A 15,227-nucleotide genomic window follows, 5' to 3' on the forward strand; every position below is an offset into this window, starting at 1 on the left:
CGCGGCGGGCGTGTCCGGGCGGCGCAGCCATGTCCGGAGATTGTAAGGGATGGGCGGATCTGGCGCCCCTGCCCGCGTCAGCCCTTGCCGTCGACGCGTTCGCGCAATTCCTTGCCGGTCTTGAAGAAGGGCACGTGCTTTTCCTTGACCGAGACCGAGGTCCCGGTGCGCGGATTGCGGCCCTGGCGCGGCGGGCGGTTGCGCACCGAGAAGGCGCCAAAGCCGCGCAGCTCCACCCGGTCGCCGTTCTCCAGCGCTCCGGCGATTTCCTCCAGCACGGCGTTCACCACGCGCTCCAGGTCCTTCTGGTAGAGATGCGGGTGAGCCTGGGCCAGCCGGTCGATGAGTTCGGATTTGATCATGACGCGTCCCCTTTATCCAACACGACTTTAGGGAGTCCGGACAAGTCGCGTCAATCGCCAAAAAACCTTCCGGGCAAAGAAAAACCCCCGGCGCTGGCGAGCGCCGGGGGCGATCCTCACCGGGCCGCAGCCCGGATGCGTGATCAGTCGTCTTTCTTGGTCGTTTCCTGCTGCTTGAGCGCAGCGCCCAGGATATCGCCCAGAGAGGCGCCGGAATCCGACGAGCCGTACTGCTCGACCGCTTCCTTCTCCTCGGCCACTTCCAGCGCCTTGATCGAGACCGACACCTTGCGGGTGGCCTTGTCCACGGCGGTGACGCGCGCGTCGGTCTTGTCGCCCACGGCGAAGCGCTCGGGGCGCTGCTCGGCGCGGTCGCGCGACAGGTCGGACTTGCGGATGAAGGCCTTGACCTGGTTGTCCGGGCCCAGCGCCACCTCGATGCCGCCGGTGGTCACTTCGGTCACGGTGCAGGTCACCGTCTGGCCGCGCTTGTAGGCGCCGTCTTCCATCGGGTCGCCGGCCAGCTGCTTGACGCCCAGGGAGACACGCTCCTTCTCCACGTCAACATCGAGCACCTTGGCGCGGACCATATCGCCCTTCTTGTAGTCCTGGATGGCCTCTTCGCCGGAACGGTCCCAGTCCAGATCGGACAGGTGCACCATGCCGTCGATGTCCTCGTCCACGCCGATGAACAGGCCGAACTCGGTGATGTTCTTGACCTCGCCCTCGACCTCGGTCCCGGCGGGGTGGGTCTCGGCGAAGACTTCCCAGGGATTGCGCTGGGTCTGCTTGATGCCCAGGGAGACGCGGCGCTTTTCGGAATCCACGTCCAGCACCATCACGTCCACTTCCTGGGAGGTGGAGACGATCTTGCCCGGGTGGATGTTCTTCTTGGTCCAGCTCATCTCGGAGACGTGCACCAGGCCTTCCACGCCCGGCTCCAGCTCCACGAAGGCGCCGTATTCGGCGATATTGGTCACGCGGCCCTTGAAGGTCGCGCCCACCGGATATTTGGCGCCCACGCCTTCCCACGGGTCGGACTGGAGCTGTTTCATGCCCAGCGAGATGCGCTGGGTTTCCTTGTTGATCTTGATGATCTGCACCTGGACGGTCTGGCCCACCTCGACCACTTCGCTGGGATGGCCCACGCGGCTCCAGCTCATGTCGGTGACGTGCAACAGGCCGTCAATGCCGCCCAGATCCACAAACGCGCCGTAATCGGTGATGTTCTTGACCACGCCTTCGCGCACTTCGCCCTCGCCCAGCTGGCCGACCAGCTCGGCGCGCTGCTCGGCGCGGGACTCTTCGAGCACGGCGCGGCGCGAGACCACGATATTGCCGCGCGGACGGTCCATTTTCAGGATCGCGAAGGGCTGTTCCTTGTTCATCAGCGGGGTGACGTCGCGCACCGGGCGGATATCCACCTGGCTGCCCGGCAGGAAGGCGCTGGCGCCGCCCAGATCGACGGTGAAGCCGCCCTTGACCCGGCCGACAATGGCGCCGGTGACCGGCTCCTTGCCTTCGAACTGCTGCTCCAGGCGGTCCCAGGCTTCCTCGCGGCGGGCCTTGTCGCGCGACAGCACCGCTTCGCCCATGGCGTTTTCGATGCGCTCCAGGAACACCTCGACGGTGTCGCCGGTCTTGGGCGTCTCGGCGCCGGGGCCGGTAAACTCGCGCAGCGAGATGCGCCCTTCGGTCTTCAGGCCCACATCGATGACGACGATGTCGTTTTCGACCGCGGTGACGCGGCCCTGAACAACGGCGCCTTCCATCAGGTCGCGGCCGGCCAGGCTCGCTTCCAGCATCTGGGCGAAATCATCACGGCTCGGCGCCGCGGTGGAGGTGTTGGACATGTATGGCTTTCTTGATCTCAATCCGGTCTGCGGGGCCCAGCGCATCAGCGCGGGCAGGCGGCGGGCGCGAGGTTCAATGGCGCGCGCGGGGCAAACCGTTCGGGTCTGGGCCTTGCGATGCGCGGCAGGACCGCTTAGGCGCAAGGCGTCGGGTTGATGACGATGGGCGGCGCACGCCGCCCGGCGAAACGCTTCAAATCCGGCCGGGGCCGTGTTCAAAGCGCGCGCGTATCTACGCCATCACAGCGCCAAGGGCAAGGGCGGGGGATGGGGCGGGGGCTGGCGCCTGACGGCTCACAGCCCGCCGCCGACCCGGTTCTTCCAATAGCCCACATCCTCGGCGTATTTGCCCACCACCTCGCCCAGCACGGCGTTCAGGCGCAGGGTGTGGAAGCTGATCCATTCGCCCTGGTCGATTTCGTCCAGGCTTTTCATGGAGCTGGACAGGAAGAAGGCGTAGAGCGCGGCCACCAGCACGAACAGGATGAGAAACACCCAGCCCAGCGCGGCGATGGTCTCGAACGGGCTCAGCCCGGTGAACGAGGCCAGGATGGTCAGCACGCCGATCAGCGCGCCCAGGAAGGCCGCCGGCACGAAGATCAGATAATAGATGGAGTTGCGCCGGATCTGGAACTGGATATTGCGCACATAGGTCTCGATGAAGAACACCCGCAGGGCCAGCCAGTTGATGTTCAGCGCCCACAGCTGGGCCTCTTCGGCCAGATGCTTGGAATCGCGCTCCTGGCCCACCGTGACCGATTTAGCCTTGCCGATGGCGGTGCGGTAATGATCGTTCACCCGGGCCAGATAGCGGGTGAGGAAATTGGCTGTCTCGCGCGCGGTGTTGCGCTGATAGGGGCTGTATTCGGCATAGTAGAGCGCCCACATCACCAGCGCGGCCAGCAGGCATGAGCCCGCGCCCGCAATCAGCGAGGACAGCTGCGCCCCGGTGATCGGCCCGGCGGCCTCGTCCGCGATGGGGCTCAGCGCCGCGATCATGCCGGTATCGTTGAGCACGATATTGATCAGCAGCACCGCGCCCAGGATCAGCGAGAACCAGCTGGCCAGCTTGAGCACATTGGCGTTCATCAGCTTGCGGCTCTCATTGAGCAGATAGATCGCGCCGCGGTCGGATTCATGGAACTGGTGCGCGATCACCGCGCCCTCGACGTCCTCGAACAGGGCGCGCGCATCGGACTCGATGGGCACCTTGCCGCCGAGAAATCCGTTGGCGAGCCTGGCGTAGTCTTTGGCCAGCGCGTCAGTCAGCTCTTCGGGCATGCGCATATAGCCCACCCGCACCGACAGCCATTTGAAGAACACGCCCTGGCGCTGGAGAAAGCTGTCTTCATGGGCGAAATCATCGCCCAGCGCGGCCTCGGTCAGGGTGCGCCGGCCCGATACGGCCGCGGCGGCCGCCGCCTCCACAGCCTCATCACCGGCGCCAGCCGCGGCGCGCCGACCCGAGCCCAGAAGGCGCAGGACGAAGCGGTAGGGGAAGGTGGCCGCGCGCAGCAGCCCGCTGACCAGGGGGCGGGCGCTGGCGCGCACGATATAGATGATCAGCGCCAGGATCAGCCCGGCGGCCAGCCCTGCGGCGAGCCAGGCCAGATTGGACAGGCCCTCGGTCACGGTCTCGGTCACGCGCGCATCCCCCTCGATAGCGGACCGGCGGTCCGGTCCTCATGGCGTCCGGCGCGCCCCCTCACAGCCGCGCCCCGCCAGTCTAGACGCTGACGGGGCGCGGAGCGAGGGGCGTTAACCCTTAAATCGGCGTCACGCGATCAGAAGGGCAGCCAGTTGCGGCGGCGCGAATAGGACAGATAGCCCACATTGGCCCCGGCCCGCAGGCCCACGCCCGAGCGCACCGGCGCCAGGGTGATATTGTCGGCGCGCTGGTAGTTCACGCCCAGCCCGGCCACGAAATAGGCCGAGCCCTCCACGCCGGGAAAGCGCTGGAACAGCCGGTCGGTGTCATGAAGGTCATAGACCAGGGTGAAGACCCGGCTGGCATTGCCGCCCGCGTCAAAGCCCACCGAGGGGCCCTGCCAGTAGACCTTGCGGCGCGGCTCGCCCGATTTCATCACCAGATAGCCCTCGCCATAGCGCAGGCCCACGCCCACCGCGCCGGACACTTCCTCGCCCGCGATATAGCCCACGGGCCGGCCCAGATCGGCGAACACGCGCTCCAGCGCGCTGGCGGCGGCTTCAGCGGTGACGCCGAAGAAATCCGCCGCGGCCTCCACGATCTCGTCGCGCGAATAGGTGTCGATATCGGACTGGTATTGGCTGGGCTGGCCGTAATCGGGGCGGTCGGACGCGGCGCTGGCGCGCGCGTCGGAGGATCCCGAACCGGTGGCGCTGCACGCGCCAAGCAGGGCTGCGCCCGCCAGGGCCGCGGCGAAAGCGGCCAGGGGGCGCACGGAAGACAGGCAGGTCATGGTGACGATTCTCCCTTTCAGCAACGGCGCCTCTATCAAGCGCACGAGCCTTGCCCCCGATTGCGGCGGGCATGGGGCAGGGATGGGGCGCCCCGCTTGACTGACCGTTAATGCGCGGCGCTCGGCCCGCACCGCCTGTTGTGCTTGGCGCGGGGCGGCGCCAGTGCTAACTCCCGCGCCATGAGCACCAATCCCGCCCTGATCCGCAATTTCTCCATCGTGGCCCATATCGACCACGGCAAGTCCACCCTGGCCGACCGGCTGATCCAGGTCACCGGCGGGCTGACCGCGCGCGAGATGACCGAACAGGTCCTCGACAATATGGATATCGAGAAAGAGCGCGGCATCACCATCAAGGCCCAGACCGTGCGGCTGGAATATCCGGCCAAGGACGGCCAGACCTATGTGCTCAATCTGATCGACACGCCCGGCCATGTGGATTTCGGCTATGAGGTCTCGCGCTCGCTCTATGCCTGCGAGGGCGCGCTGCTGGTGGTGGACGCAGCCCAGGGCGTGGAGGCCCAGACCCTGGCCAATGTGTATCAGGCCATCGATGTGAATCTGGAAATCGTGCCGGTGCTCAACAAGATCGACCTGCCCGCCGCCGACCCGGACCGGGTGCGCGAGCAGATCGAGGACGTGATCGGCATCGAGGCCCATGACGCGCTGGAGATTTCGGCCAAGACCGGCATCGGCATCGAGAGCGTGCTGGACGCCATTGTCGAGCGCCTGCCCGCGCCCGCCGCCGGCGATCCGCAAGCGCCGCTCAAGGCGCTCCTGGTGGACAGCTGGTACGACACCTATCTGGGCGTCATCTGTCTGGTGCGCGTGATCGAGGGCACGCTGAAAAAAGGCATGCGCGTGCGCCTGATGGGCACGGGCGCCAGCTATGGCGTGGACGGGGTGGGCGTGTTCCGCCCGGCCAAGGTCACTGTGGACACGCTGGGCCCGGGCGAGATCGGCTTTCTGAACGCCTCCATCAAGCAGGTGCGCGATGCGCGCGTGGGCGACACCATCACCGAGGAAAAACGCCCCACAACCACGCCTCTGCCCGGTTTCAAGCCGGCGGTGCCGGTGGTGTTCTGCGGCCTGTTTCCGGTGGATTCAGCCGAGTTTGAGGATCTGCGCGACGCGGTGGAGCGCCTGGCGCTCAATGACGCCTCGTTCAGCTTTGAGATGGAATCATCGGCCGCGCTGGGCTTCGGCTTCCGCTGCGGCTTCCTGGGCCTGTTGCACCTGGAGGTCATCCGCGAGCGGCTCGAGCGCGAATATGATGTGGACCTGATCACCACCGCGCCCTCGGTGATCTACAAGATGACCCTCACCGACGGCTCGGTGGTGGATCTGCACAACCCGGCCGACATGCCCGACCCGGTCAAGATCGACGCCATCGCCGAGCCGTGGATCAAGGCGACCATCCTGGTCCCCGACGAGTATCTGGGCGGAGTGCTCAAGCTGTGCGAGGACCGGCGCGGCATCCAGCGCGACCTGACCTATGCCGGCAGCCGCGCCATGCTGGTCTATGAACTGCCCCTCAACGAGGTGGTGTTCGACTTCTATGACCGGCTCAAATCGGTGACCAAGGGATACGCCAGCTTCGACTACCAGTTCCTCGAGCACCGCGAGGGCGATCTGGTGAAAATGTCGCTGCTGGTCAATGAGGAGCCGGTGGACGCGCTGGCCATGATCGTGCACCGCACCCGCGCCGAAATGCGCGGACGGGGCATGTGCGAGCGGCTCAAGGACCTGATCCCGCGCCACCAGTTCAAAATCCCGATCCAGGCCGCCATTGGCGGGCGCGTGATCGCCCGCGAAACCATCGCCGCCCTGCGCAAGGACGTGACCGCCAAATGCTATGGCGGCGACGTCTCGCGCAAACGCAAGCTGCTGGAAAAACAAAAAGCCGGCAAAAAGAAAATGCGCCAGTACGGCAGCGTGGAGATTCCGCAAGAAGCGTTTATCGCGGCGCTGAAAATGGATCAGGATTAGCCCCCTGCATCCCCCCGCTTGACCCTGGCGTGGTCATCGTGAAGCTGGCGGCTCGTGTTGGCGGGGCGGGGATTGTCCTGTTCCTGCGGGGGTGGAAGGCGGAGTGATGACGCGGCTTTCGGGCGTTTTCGGGCAATTGCGGGCTGAAGGCCGCGCCGGGTTCATCGCCTATGTGATGGCGGGCGATCCGGATGCGGGCGCGACGCTGTCGGCCATGCGCGGCCTGGCCGATGCGGGCGCGGACATTCTGGAGCTGGGCGTGCCGTTCACCGATCCCATGGCCGACGGGCCGGTGATCCAGCGCGCGGCGATCCGGGCGCTGGCGGGCGGCATGACGCTGGCCGGAACCCTCGATCTGGTGCGCGATTTCCGCGCCACCCACCCCGATACGCCGGTGATCCTGATGGGCTACGCCAATCCGTTTCACGCCATGGGCTATGAGGCGTTCGCCGATGCGGCGGCCGATGCGGGCGCGGACGGGGTGATCTGCGTGGATATTCCGCCCGAGGAGGATGCGCCCTTGCGCGCGGCGCTGGAGGGGCGCGGGCTCGCCTTCGTGCGCCTGGCTGCGCCGACCACGGACGATGCGCGCCTGCCCCAGGTGGCCGCGCACTGTTCGGGCTTTGTCTATTACGTCTCCACCACGGGCGTCACGGGCGCCGGTTCGGGCGAAACCGGGGACATCGCCGCAGCGGTGGCGCGGGTGCGTGCGGCCAGCGGGCTTCCCGTGGCGGTGGGATTTGGCGTAAAAACGCCTGAGCGGGCCGCCGAGATCGCGGCGGCCGCCGATGCGGTGGTGGTGGGCTCGGCGATTGTCGAGGCCCTGCACCGCGAGGGCGAAGGCGCCGCGCTGGCGCTGGCGCGCGATCTGGCCGGCGCGGTGCGGGCCGCCGCGCGCTAGAAGACCAGGCCATGGGCCAAAGAGATAATGCGCCTTTGAAAGGGTAAGCGATGAGCTGGCTGCAGAGACTGACCCCCCCGGGCGTCCAGAAAATGTTCGAAAAGCGCGACACGCCGGAGAATCTCTGGGTCAAGTGTCCGGTGTCCGGCGAGATGGTGTTCACCAAGGATCTCGAAGCCGGCCAGTTCGTCACGCCCGCCGGCCATCACATGCGCATCGGCCCGGCGCACCGCTTCAAGTTCACGTTCGATGGCGACTGGACCGACATCCCCCTGCCCGAAGTGGCGCGCGATCCGCTGAAATTCCGCGATGACAAGCCCTATGTCAGCCGCCTGACCGCGGCGCGCAAGAAAACCGGCCGCGAGGACGCCATGGCCATCGCCGTGGGATCGATCCGGGGCGTGGAGACCACCGTGCTGGTGCAGGATTTCGCCTTCATGGGCGGCTCGCTGGGCATGGGCGCGGGTGAAGCCTTCCTGAAAGCCTGCGAGACGGCGCTGGCCCGGCGCACCCCGCTAGTGGTGTTCACCGCCGCGGGCGGCGCGCGCATGCAGGAGGGCTGCCTGTCGCTGATGCAGATGCCGCGCACCACGCTGGGCGTGGAAATGCTCAAAGATGCGCGCCTGCCCTATATCGTGGTGCTCACCGACCCCACCACGGGCGGGGTGACGGCCAGCTACGCCATGCTGGGCGATGTCCATATCGCCGAGCCGGGCGCCCTGATCGGCTTCGCCGGCCAGCGCGTGATCGAACAGACCATCCGCGAAAAACTGCCCGAAGGCTTCCAGCGCTCCGAATACGTGCTGGCCAAAGGCATGGTGGACAAGGTGGTCGCCCGCCAGGACCTGCCCCGCGTGATCGGCAATCTCCTGCGCGTGATGCTCAAGCGGCCTGCCGCGTCAGCCAACGCGCCCGCGAAGGTGGAGGCTTAGGGGGGAGGGGGCAGGCTTCCCTTCCAGCTTTTGGGCTGGGGAATAGTCTACCCAAGTCACGATTTTTTCGGCGCAAGCCACGTGCCAGGCGCGCGAGCTTCCATAACATGTGCTTGACCGTTGCAGAAGAACACGCTCAATTTGAGCTAACCACTACAATGTGTGTGCGCACTAAGGTCGATAGGTCAAGCCTGATAATTGGCAGATAGGGATATTTAACCAATGAAAACGATGACTTTTTTTAACAACAAAGGAGGTGTTGGAAAAACCACCCTTACTGCAAACATAGCTGCATATTTTGCTCTTAAACTTGAAAAGCGAGTACTAGTTATAGATTGCGATCCTCAATGCAATATAACGCAACTGATACTTGGTGACGAAAAAACGATAAACCTATATTGGAATGATGGCAAGCAGAATAATGTCGATACAATTAAAGACTGTGTCGAACCCATACTTGATGGCGATTCAAATATAGAAAAGCCAAGGAAGATGGAAAGAGGAAAAAATAATAGATTTGGTGTTGACCTAATACCGGGACACCCGCAGCTCTCATTATTAGAAGATCCGATATCTCGTGCATGGACTGAACTACCAGCAGGCAAACCAGGCGCGATAAGAATTACTCGCTGGCTTGGCAGTTTAATTGAAACATTGAACGCGGACTATGATTATGTATTTATTGACGTAAGCCCCTCATTGGGATCTCTTAATCGATCAATTTTGATTAATTGTGACTACTTTGTGTCGCCTCTCAGCGCCGATGTATTTAGTGTTTTGGGGCTGAGGAATATATCTCAATGGATCAGCCTTTGGAAAAAATATTACACGGCTGGGATAGAGCAAGGAGTGCGGCTGAATCCTGAGGCAATGGAGCGGTTTGGTATAGATGATACCGTTTCAATTACAAGTGGCTTTGTTGGCTACACGATGCAACAATATATAGCAAAACGCAAGAAAGGCGTTAAGCGCCCCACCAAGGCATTTGAGCGAATAATTCAAACTATTCCAGATGAGGTCCATGGGCGCTTAGGTGAGTTTACCCCTAGGGGACTAAATAATACAAGGCTTCATCTTGGCGATGTGCCAAATATGTTTTCTCTTATTCCACTCGCACAGGGAGTTAGCGCTCCCGTGTTCGAGTTAAAAACCAGGGACGGATTGGTCGGCAGTCAATATATACAAGTATCAAATTATACGGACATTATTGGACAAGTCTCAAAGAATCTATATAAGAATCTGGAGGGTCAAAAAGATGTATGATCCGTGGCCAGACACAGTTGTACAAGAAGTAGCTGATCGTCGCGCGATAATTTTTATTGGTTCTGGGATTTCACGAGCGACCTGCCAAGATAGCGAAGGCAATCCCCTGCCCACATGGGGAGATTTATTGGAAAAAATGCTCAGCAAAATAAATATAGAAACAAGAAAAAAAGAAGCTCGAAAATTGTATAAAAATGGACACCCGCTTGATGCGGCTCAGATTATAAAAGATAATTTGCAGCAACATGAAATAAATGCTATATTAAGAAGCTACTTTCAAAATATTAACGTGATCGATAGCGAATTGTACGAGAAAATAGCGCTGATTGACTTTCCTGCTATTGTAACCACTAACTTTGACAAAGCTATTGAAAATAGCTTTGTTAAATCCGGTGCCGATCATGGACACAACGTATGCACATACTATCAGCAGCATGCGCTAAATGATATTCGCTCGCGCTCAATACCGATTTTGAAAATTCATGGATGTATATCTGATCCGGATAAAGCTCTACTGAGCCGTGGCGACTATTTTCGGTCAAGAAGAACCGACCAAGCATTTTTTGATCTTTTAGAATCATTATTTACATTAAATACTGTGATTTTCTTTGGGTATTCGTTATCTGATCCGGATTTAAGACTTATTCTCGAGAACATTAATCTCAAACATTCGACTTCTATGAAGCATGTCATTCTTCTGCCGAAAGAGCGAAATCGATCCCAAGTTCGCTCACTCGAAACCAGCTTCAACTGCCAAGCACTGGAGTATGAGTCATCAGATCACGGGAAACAACGCGAAGCACTTTTTAGTCTTTATGAAAGGGTGCTTGAGTTGAAACAGTAGAATGCGGTCTCTAGCAGCGAAGGTATGATCTTAGCTAATGTTCACCCTTACCCTCTCCGACGCGGCGGATTGAACGGCAGCAGGCCATTCGGCAGTCTTTCCGGGATGGATTCACCGTTCCGCTCGCAAAGCGCAATGAGCTTGGCTTCGTGTTCACGCCCCCAACCATCGTGATTGCCAAGCTCGCAGCCCCCGCAGACGTGGACACGGTAGACATCCAGCGTGTGGCCTTCGTAGCGGTGCGGACCGCACTGAAACTGCCCGCCACAGATCGGGCAAGGCAGCATGTACTTGAATTCTTCGATCGTCATGTTCGGCCTCCTTCAACACATCAAGCAAGCACACTCTATCTGACCCGGAGAGGGGGCGGCTTTTTGCGCCATGGAGACGCCTCGGGGGAGCCTCAGCATGGGGTTTGGAGGGCGTGTGTGGATCAGACAACCCAACTTGTTTTCCCGGGCGAGCGGAGCGAGACCCGGGACCCATCCACCGCTCATTCGTCACCGCTGAGACGGCTATAAGGCATGGGGGATGGATCCCGGATATGGGCTTCGCCCATTCCGGGAAGGCAGGGCGATGTGGGCGTTACGGGCGTGTCCCCCCTCCGGTCCTTCGGGCGTTCGGCCCTTCGAACGATCCCCCGGATCGTTGAGGGCCTCACCCCCCGCAAGCGGGGGAGGATAGAGGTCGATGCCCCCTCACCCCTTCTTCGGCGGCATGGGCACAAAGGCTGACACCCGCGCCACGTAATCCTCATAGCCAGGGCGCGATTTCTTCAACCCGCGCTCCAGCAGGGGCGCGCCGGACCAGCGCATCAGGGTCCAGGTGGTGAACAGGGGGCCGATGACCGCGAACAGGCCGGGCGTGGTTTCGGCTGCGATCAGCCAGATGCCCCACCAGGCGCAGGCCTCGCCGAAATAATTGGGATGGCGGCTCCAGCCCCACACCCCGGTATCGAGCACCTTGCCCTTATTGGCCGGGTCGGCCTTGAAGCGGGCGAGTTGCCAGTCGGCAAGGGTCTCATAGCCGATGCCGAACACGGCCAGCGTGATGCCGATAAAGGCCAGGACGCCGAAGGCGGCGGGCTCGGCCGCGACCTGGCCCAATTGGACCGGCAGGCTGGCGATGAAGAGCAGGCCGGCTTGCGGCCCGAACACGAACAGGGCCGTGGTCCTGCCAAAGCTCCAGCCGCGTTTCTCCCCGGCGTGGCGCACCAGGGCGGCATAGCGCTTGTCGGCGCCCTCATGGCGCCAGCGCCAGAACAGATAGCCGCCCAGGCGCAGGCCCCAGACCAGCGCCAGCCCGGTGATCACCAGCTGGCGCATCTCCCAGCCATCCGCCATCGCAAAACTGGTCACCGCCATCAGCGTGATGCCGAACGCCCAGAAGGCGTCAACAAAGCTGGGATCGCGCGTGCGCTGGGCCAATAGCCAGAGCGCAGTGAACAACACGATCACGATGGCGGCGTTGGCGGCGAGCAAGGCAAAGGCGGACATAGCGGCTCCGGATCAGGCGGGACGTGACGCAGCGGAGCCTAGCGGGGTCAGGGGCGCATGTCGCGGGGGGAAGGAACCCTATCAATGCTAATGATTTTTATTCACTCTGTAAGTCTCTATCTTCGCTTCTATCCATGATTTTATTGGTGCGGATTAGAAGCTAGGGTCTATAGGAATCATTATTCTGTGATTTATGCCCCCAAATATATCGGGTTCATTTTCTTTAATATTCGCATTTCTGATTTGGCCGCGCGATCCGATAAGCAGCCTGAATAATTCCAACCTTTCATCGTTGCTAAGCCCTTTATATTTTTCTTCGTTTATAATGTCTACGGCAAGGGCGTTAATAGAATTAATGGACTTAAAGTAATCTCTGCAGAATTTTGTCAAATTATCATTACCTTGATTGGCTGGACCAGATGATTGTCCGCCTTGCATCAGGAAATCAAAACACATTTGTCCAGTATAATCCGCCTCAAGGACCAATCTTGATATATTCTCGACTGCTTTGGATACATGCTTGATAGAGGCCGCGTCCAGCGATGCGGCCTGGCGCAGATCGGCGAGGGCCTGGACTACGTGCGTGCTGGCGGAGCCAGGTTCAAGGTTTCCCATCAGCGTATCAATGGCGGCGACGCCCTTGCGGCGGGAATCCAGCCGCTCCTCGATGGCCGTGATTCCAGGGTCCTTCTCGTCTTGCTTTTTCTCTTCGGAGTCATCATCAGCCGCAGCTGTGTCCCGGGCCTCTTTGAGGGCGGCTTCGTCAGCGGCGATCTTTTCAGTGAGGTCTATGCGCAAATCGACCAGGCTGCGGATTGACGCGCCTGCGGACGCATCACCGTGTACGCCGATCGCGGCCTGTTGCGCCATGACAGGGCCGGTCAGCTGTTCAATCGCCAGCACGGCGGTCATCAGGTTCTGATAGCGGCGCTGCAGGATGCGGAAATTGAATTCATCAATGGCGCCGCTGAGATAACCTTCGCACAGGCGGTAGCTGTGATCGCGCAGGAGCTGGATCGACTGGGTTCGCAGGCCGATAGAGGCGGTGGTTTGTCCAAGCGCGAAGGCGGTTTCCGCGCTGATGTCGCGGAAGGCGGCGTTCAGCCCCCCTGATGCCGCGACCGCTGTGATGGCGTCAGGCGAAGGCTGGGCGCAGAAGACATTATATGTATGATTTTCTTTATCGCCCTTCCTCGGCGTGCCCTGCAGCACCACAGACTGGTTGGCGTCCAGCACCAGGCTGCGGGCGCGAGGCTGAAGCAGAGTCCGATTCTCTGCGCCGGTCAGATCCGGCGCCCGGTACACCGTGCTCAGATTGGCGCACGCGCTGGTCGACAGCGCGATCACCACCGCCAGAACGGTGTGCTTGATCCGTTTCATGATGCCAGCCTCCCCGTCAGAGGCGTTCATAATGGTTAATACACGTCAGGCGGGCAAGCGGAAAATCGTGACGGATTTGCGTCCTGCGCGTCTGCGTTGAGGGTGGGCTGGCATTCGAGTCCGGACCAGCCCTTAACCCTATGCCAGAGCGCTTGCGAGAATGGGCTGTCAAGGGATTAGGGAGAGAAGACTTGGCTGCTTCGTTTCTTTCCTCCCCCGATACGGGGGATCGTTCGACGGGCTGAACGTCCGTGAAGCGTGCGGAGGGGGGAAGGCGCTAGCTATTGGGACTTAGGCGCCCTGCCTCTCCACCCCACCCGAGCCGGAGCTCACGCTCCGGCCCACCCTCCCCATCGAGGGGAGGGGAAAGAACGGCTTTCCCCCTACTTCACAATCCATCTCCACCCGGCCATGCCGGCCAGCATGGCGGCGAGGAAGATATAGACCTCTGCCATGCCCAGTGCGGCGGCGGAGAGGGCCGGGCCGGGGCAGAAGCCGGCCAGGCCCCAGCCAATGCCGAACAGGGCGGCGCCGCCGATCAGGCGCGGGTCCAGCTGGCGGGCCGCGGGCAGGGCGAAACGCTCGGCGAAGAGCGGCTTGCCGCGCGGCAGGACCAGGCGGTAGCCGATGGCGGTTACAGCCAGCGCCCCGCCCATCACGAAAGCCAGCGAGGGATCCCAGCTTCCGGCCACATCGAGGAAATTGAGCACTTTGGCCGGATTGATCATGCCGGAAATGACAAGCCCCAGCCCGAACAAGAGCCCGGCGCCCAGGGCGGCGAGCGGAGCGGGCAGCGAGGCGGCGGGGCGGGCGGTTTGCGTATCGGTCATGACGAACCTCATCCGATCAGATGGCGGGTGATGAAGACGGCGGCGGCGCCCGCGGCCATGAATACGGCGACGGAGACGAGGCTGCGCGGGGACAGAAGGCTCATCCCGCATACGCCATGGCCGGACGTGCAGCCCGAGCCCATCTGCGTGCCGATGCCCACCAGCAGGCCGGCGGCGATCAGGGTCAGGGGGCCGGCCTCGATGGTGATCGCCACCGGTCCGGCGGCCAGCATGACGATCAGCGGCGCGGCGATCAGGCCGATGACAAACATAAGCCGCCAGAGCCGGTCGGGGATGGACGGGGCGAGCGCGCCGCCGGCAATGCCCGATATGCCGGCGATGCGGCCATTGGCGGCCATCAGCCAGACGGCGGAGAGCCCGATCAGCGCGCCGCCCACAAGGGCGGAGACCGGGGTGAAGGGCGTAACGGCGTCCATGAGACATCCTTTCGGTTCAGCCGGGGTGGGTGAGCGGGTGCGGCAGACGGGCGCATCCGGGTCCGGCCCCTTGATTATCAGTTTTGATAAATGATATATGTCTCATCGAAACGCAAGAGGCCCGTCCATGAATTCCGTCCCGCCTGCAAAGCCAGTCCCGGATATCGACATCGCCCAGCTGCGCATGCGGGCGGGCGAGGTGAGCGGCTTGCTCAAGCTCTTGGCCAATCCCGGCCGCCTGCTGATCGCGTGCGAGCTGATGGAGGGCGAGCGCACGGTCAGCCAGATCGAGCAGCGCACCGGCGTGCGCCAGCCCAATCTGTCGCGTGATCTCGCCCGGCTTCGGGCCGCCGGCCTGGTGGCCGCGCGCCGGGACGGCAAGACGGTGCATTACCGGCTGAAGGATGCGCGCATCACGCTTTTGATGGGCGCGCTGTGCGCGGCCTTCGCCTCCGACCTCAAATCGCCCCCAGCGGCGCAAACCCACAAGGACTGACCG

General features: G+C 62.1%; 15 protein-coding genes. 6 read left to right on the forward strand and 9 right to left on the reverse strand.

Annotation, left to right across the window (positions count from 1 at the left end):
• Positions 1–77: 77 nt before the first annotated feature.
• The 4 genes from F1654_RS08755 to F1654_RS08770 all read right to left on the reverse strand — a co-directional run bounded on the left by F1654_RS08755 (position 78) and on the right by F1654_RS08770 (position 4,656).
• A complete protein-coding gene (locus F1654_RS08755) occupies positions 78–362 on the reverse strand; it encodes an integration host factor subunit beta (protein WP_150023144.1) in 285 nt (94 codons plus the stop codon).
• Between the two features lie 143 nt (positions 363–505).
• Positions 506–2,215, reverse strand: a complete 1,710-nt coding sequence (gene rpsA, locus F1654_RS08760; RefSeq protein WP_150023145.1) for a 30S ribosomal protein S1 — start codon at positions 2,213–2,215, stop codon at positions 506–508.
• Between the two features lie 294 nt (positions 2,216–2,509).
• Positions 2,510–3,859 (reverse strand): hypothetical protein, encoded by a 1,350-nt coding sequence (locus tag F1654_RS08765; protein WP_233205196.1) that lies wholly within the window; start codon positions 3,857–3,859, stop codon positions 2,510–2,512.
• A gap of 140 nt (positions 3,860–3,999) precedes the next feature.
• Complete coding sequence (locus F1654_RS08770) at positions 4,000–4,656, reverse strand: DUF1134 domain-containing protein (protein ID WP_150023146.1); 657 nt, start codon at positions 4,654–4,656, stop codon at positions 4,000–4,002.
• A gap of 180 nt (positions 4,657–4,836) precedes the next feature.
• Here F1654_RS08770 and lepA point away from each other — a divergent pair, with 180 nt between their 5' ends.
• The 5 genes from lepA (at position 4,837) to F1654_RS08795 (ending at position 10,585) form a co-directional block, all read left to right on the forward strand.
• Positions 4,837–6,645: a translation elongation factor 4 gene (gene lepA / locus F1654_RS08775; RefSeq protein ID WP_150023147.1), complete on the forward strand. Its 1,809-nt coding sequence runs from the start codon at positions 4,837–4,839 to the stop codon at positions 6,643–6,645.
• A gap of 106 nt (positions 6,646–6,751) precedes the next feature.
• Positions 6,752–7,546, forward strand: coding sequence for a tryptophan synthase subunit alpha (trpA, locus tag F1654_RS08780; RefSeq protein ID WP_150023148.1), 795 nt, complete (start codon positions 6,752–6,754; stop codon positions 7,544–7,546).
• 50 nt (positions 7,547–7,596) lie between these two features.
• Positions 7,597–8,478, forward strand: a complete 882-nt coding sequence (locus F1654_RS08785; RefSeq protein WP_150023149.1) for an acetyl-CoA carboxylase carboxyltransferase subunit beta — start codon at positions 7,597–7,599, stop codon at positions 8,476–8,478.
• A 222-nt stretch (positions 8,479–8,700) separates the two neighbouring features.
• Positions 8,701–9,741, forward strand: coding sequence for a ParA family protein (locus F1654_RS08790; RefSeq protein ID WP_150023150.1), 1,041 nt, complete (start codon positions 8,701–8,703; stop codon positions 9,739–9,741).
• Positions 9,734–10,585 (forward strand): SIR2 family protein, encoded by an 852-nt coding sequence (locus F1654_RS08795; RefSeq protein ID WP_150023151.1) that lies wholly within the window; start codon positions 9,734–9,736, stop codon positions 10,583–10,585. Before F1654_RS08790 ends, F1654_RS08795 begins: the two co-directional genes overlap by 8 nt.
• Positions 10,586–10,632: 47 nt before the next feature.
• Here F1654_RS08795 and F1654_RS08800 read toward each other — a convergent pair whose 3' ends face one another.
• The 5 genes from F1654_RS08800 to F1654_RS08820 form a co-directional block, all read right to left on the reverse strand.
• On the reverse strand, positions 10,633–10,896 hold the full coding sequence (locus F1654_RS08800; protein WP_150023152.1) for a hypothetical protein: 264 nt from the start codon (positions 10,894–10,896) through the stop codon (positions 10,633–10,635).
• A 387-nt stretch (positions 10,897–11,283) separates the two neighbouring features.
• On the reverse strand, positions 11,284–12,081 hold the full coding sequence (locus F1654_RS08805; protein ID WP_150023153.1) for a DUF1295 domain-containing protein: 798 nt from the start codon (positions 12,079–12,081) through the stop codon (positions 11,284–11,286).
• 153 nt (positions 12,082–12,234) lie between these two features.
• Entirely contained in the window at positions 12,235–13,461 is a 1,227-nt protein-coding gene (locus tag F1654_RS08810; protein ID WP_150023154.1) for a hypothetical protein, read from the reverse strand.
• Positions 13,462–13,844: 383 nt separating this feature from the next.
• Positions 13,845–14,291, reverse strand: coding sequence for a YeeE/YedE family protein (locus F1654_RS08815; RefSeq protein WP_150023155.1), 447 nt, complete (start codon positions 14,289–14,291; stop codon positions 13,845–13,847).
• A gap of 8 nt (positions 14,292–14,299) precedes the next feature.
• Positions 14,300–14,728, reverse strand: a complete 429-nt coding sequence (locus tag F1654_RS08820) for a YeeE/YedE family protein (RefSeq protein ID WP_150023156.1) — start codon at positions 14,726–14,728, stop codon at positions 14,300–14,302.
• A 127-nt stretch (positions 14,729–14,855) separates the two neighbouring features.
• Here F1654_RS08820 and F1654_RS08825 point away from each other — a divergent pair, with 127 nt between their 5' ends.
• On the forward strand, positions 14,856–15,224 hold the full coding sequence (locus F1654_RS08825) for an ArsR/SmtB family transcription factor (protein ID WP_150023157.1): 369 nt from the start codon (positions 14,856–14,858) through the stop codon (positions 15,222–15,224).
• Positions 15,225–15,227: the final 3 nt, after the last annotated feature.

This window comes from Alkalicaulis satelles, from assembly GCF_008630495.1.
GTDB lineage: Bacteria > Pseudomonadota > Alphaproteobacteria > Caulobacterales > Maricaulaceae > Oceanicaulis > Oceanicaulis satelles.

Excerpts from the sequence above, each read along its gene's own strand:
- F1654_RS08755 (WP_150023144.1), bottom strand. The coding sequence starts at position 362 with ATGATCAAATCCGAACTCATCGACCGGCTGGCCCAGGCTCACCCGCAT.
- rpsA (WP_150023145.1), bottom strand. The coding sequence starts at position 2,215 with ATGTCCAACACCTCCACCGCGGCGCCGAGCCGTGATGATTTCGCCCAG.
- F1654_RS08770 (WP_150023146.1), bottom strand. The coding sequence starts at position 4,656 with ATGACCTGCCTGTCTTCCGTGCGCCCCCTGGCCGCTTTCGCCGCGGCC.
- lepA (WP_150023147.1), top strand. The coding sequence starts at position 4,837 with ATGAGCACCAATCCCGCCCTGATCCGCAATTTCTCCATCGTGGCCCAT.
- trpA (WP_150023148.1), top strand. The coding sequence starts at position 6,752 with ATGACGCGGCTTTCGGGCGTTTTCGGGCAATTGCGGGCTGAAGGCCGC.
- F1654_RS08785 (WP_150023149.1), top strand. The coding sequence starts at position 7,597 with ATGAGCTGGCTGCAGAGACTGACCCCCCCGGGCGTCCAGAAAATGTTC.
- F1654_RS08790 (WP_150023150.1), top strand. The coding sequence starts at position 8,701 with ATGAAAACGATGACTTTTTTTAACAACAAAGGAGGTGTTGGAAAAACC.
- F1654_RS08795 (WP_150023151.1), top strand. The coding sequence starts at position 9,734 with ATGTATGATCCGTGGCCAGACACAGTTGTACAAGAAGTAGCTGATCGT.
- F1654_RS08800 (WP_150023152.1), bottom strand. The coding sequence starts at position 10,896 with ATGACGATCGAAGAATTCAAGTACATGCTGCCTTGCCCGATCTGTGGC.
- F1654_RS08805 (WP_150023153.1), bottom strand. The coding sequence starts at position 12,081 with ATGTCCGCCTTTGCCTTGCTCGCCGCCAACGCCGCCATCGTGATCGTG.
- F1654_RS08810 (WP_150023154.1), bottom strand. The coding sequence starts at position 13,461 with ATGAAACGGATCAAGCACACCGTTCTGGCGGTGGTGATCGCGCTGTCG.
- F1654_RS08815 (WP_150023155.1), bottom strand. The coding sequence starts at position 14,291 with ATGACCGATACGCAAACCGCCCGCCCCGCCGCCTCGCTGCCCGCTCCG.
- F1654_RS08820 (WP_150023156.1), bottom strand. The coding sequence starts at position 14,728 with ATGGACGCCGTTACGCCCTTCACCCCGGTCTCCGCCCTTGTGGGCGGC.
- F1654_RS08825 (WP_150023157.1), top strand. The coding sequence starts at position 14,856 with ATGAATTCCGTCCCGCCTGCAAAGCCAGTCCCGGATATCGACATCGCC.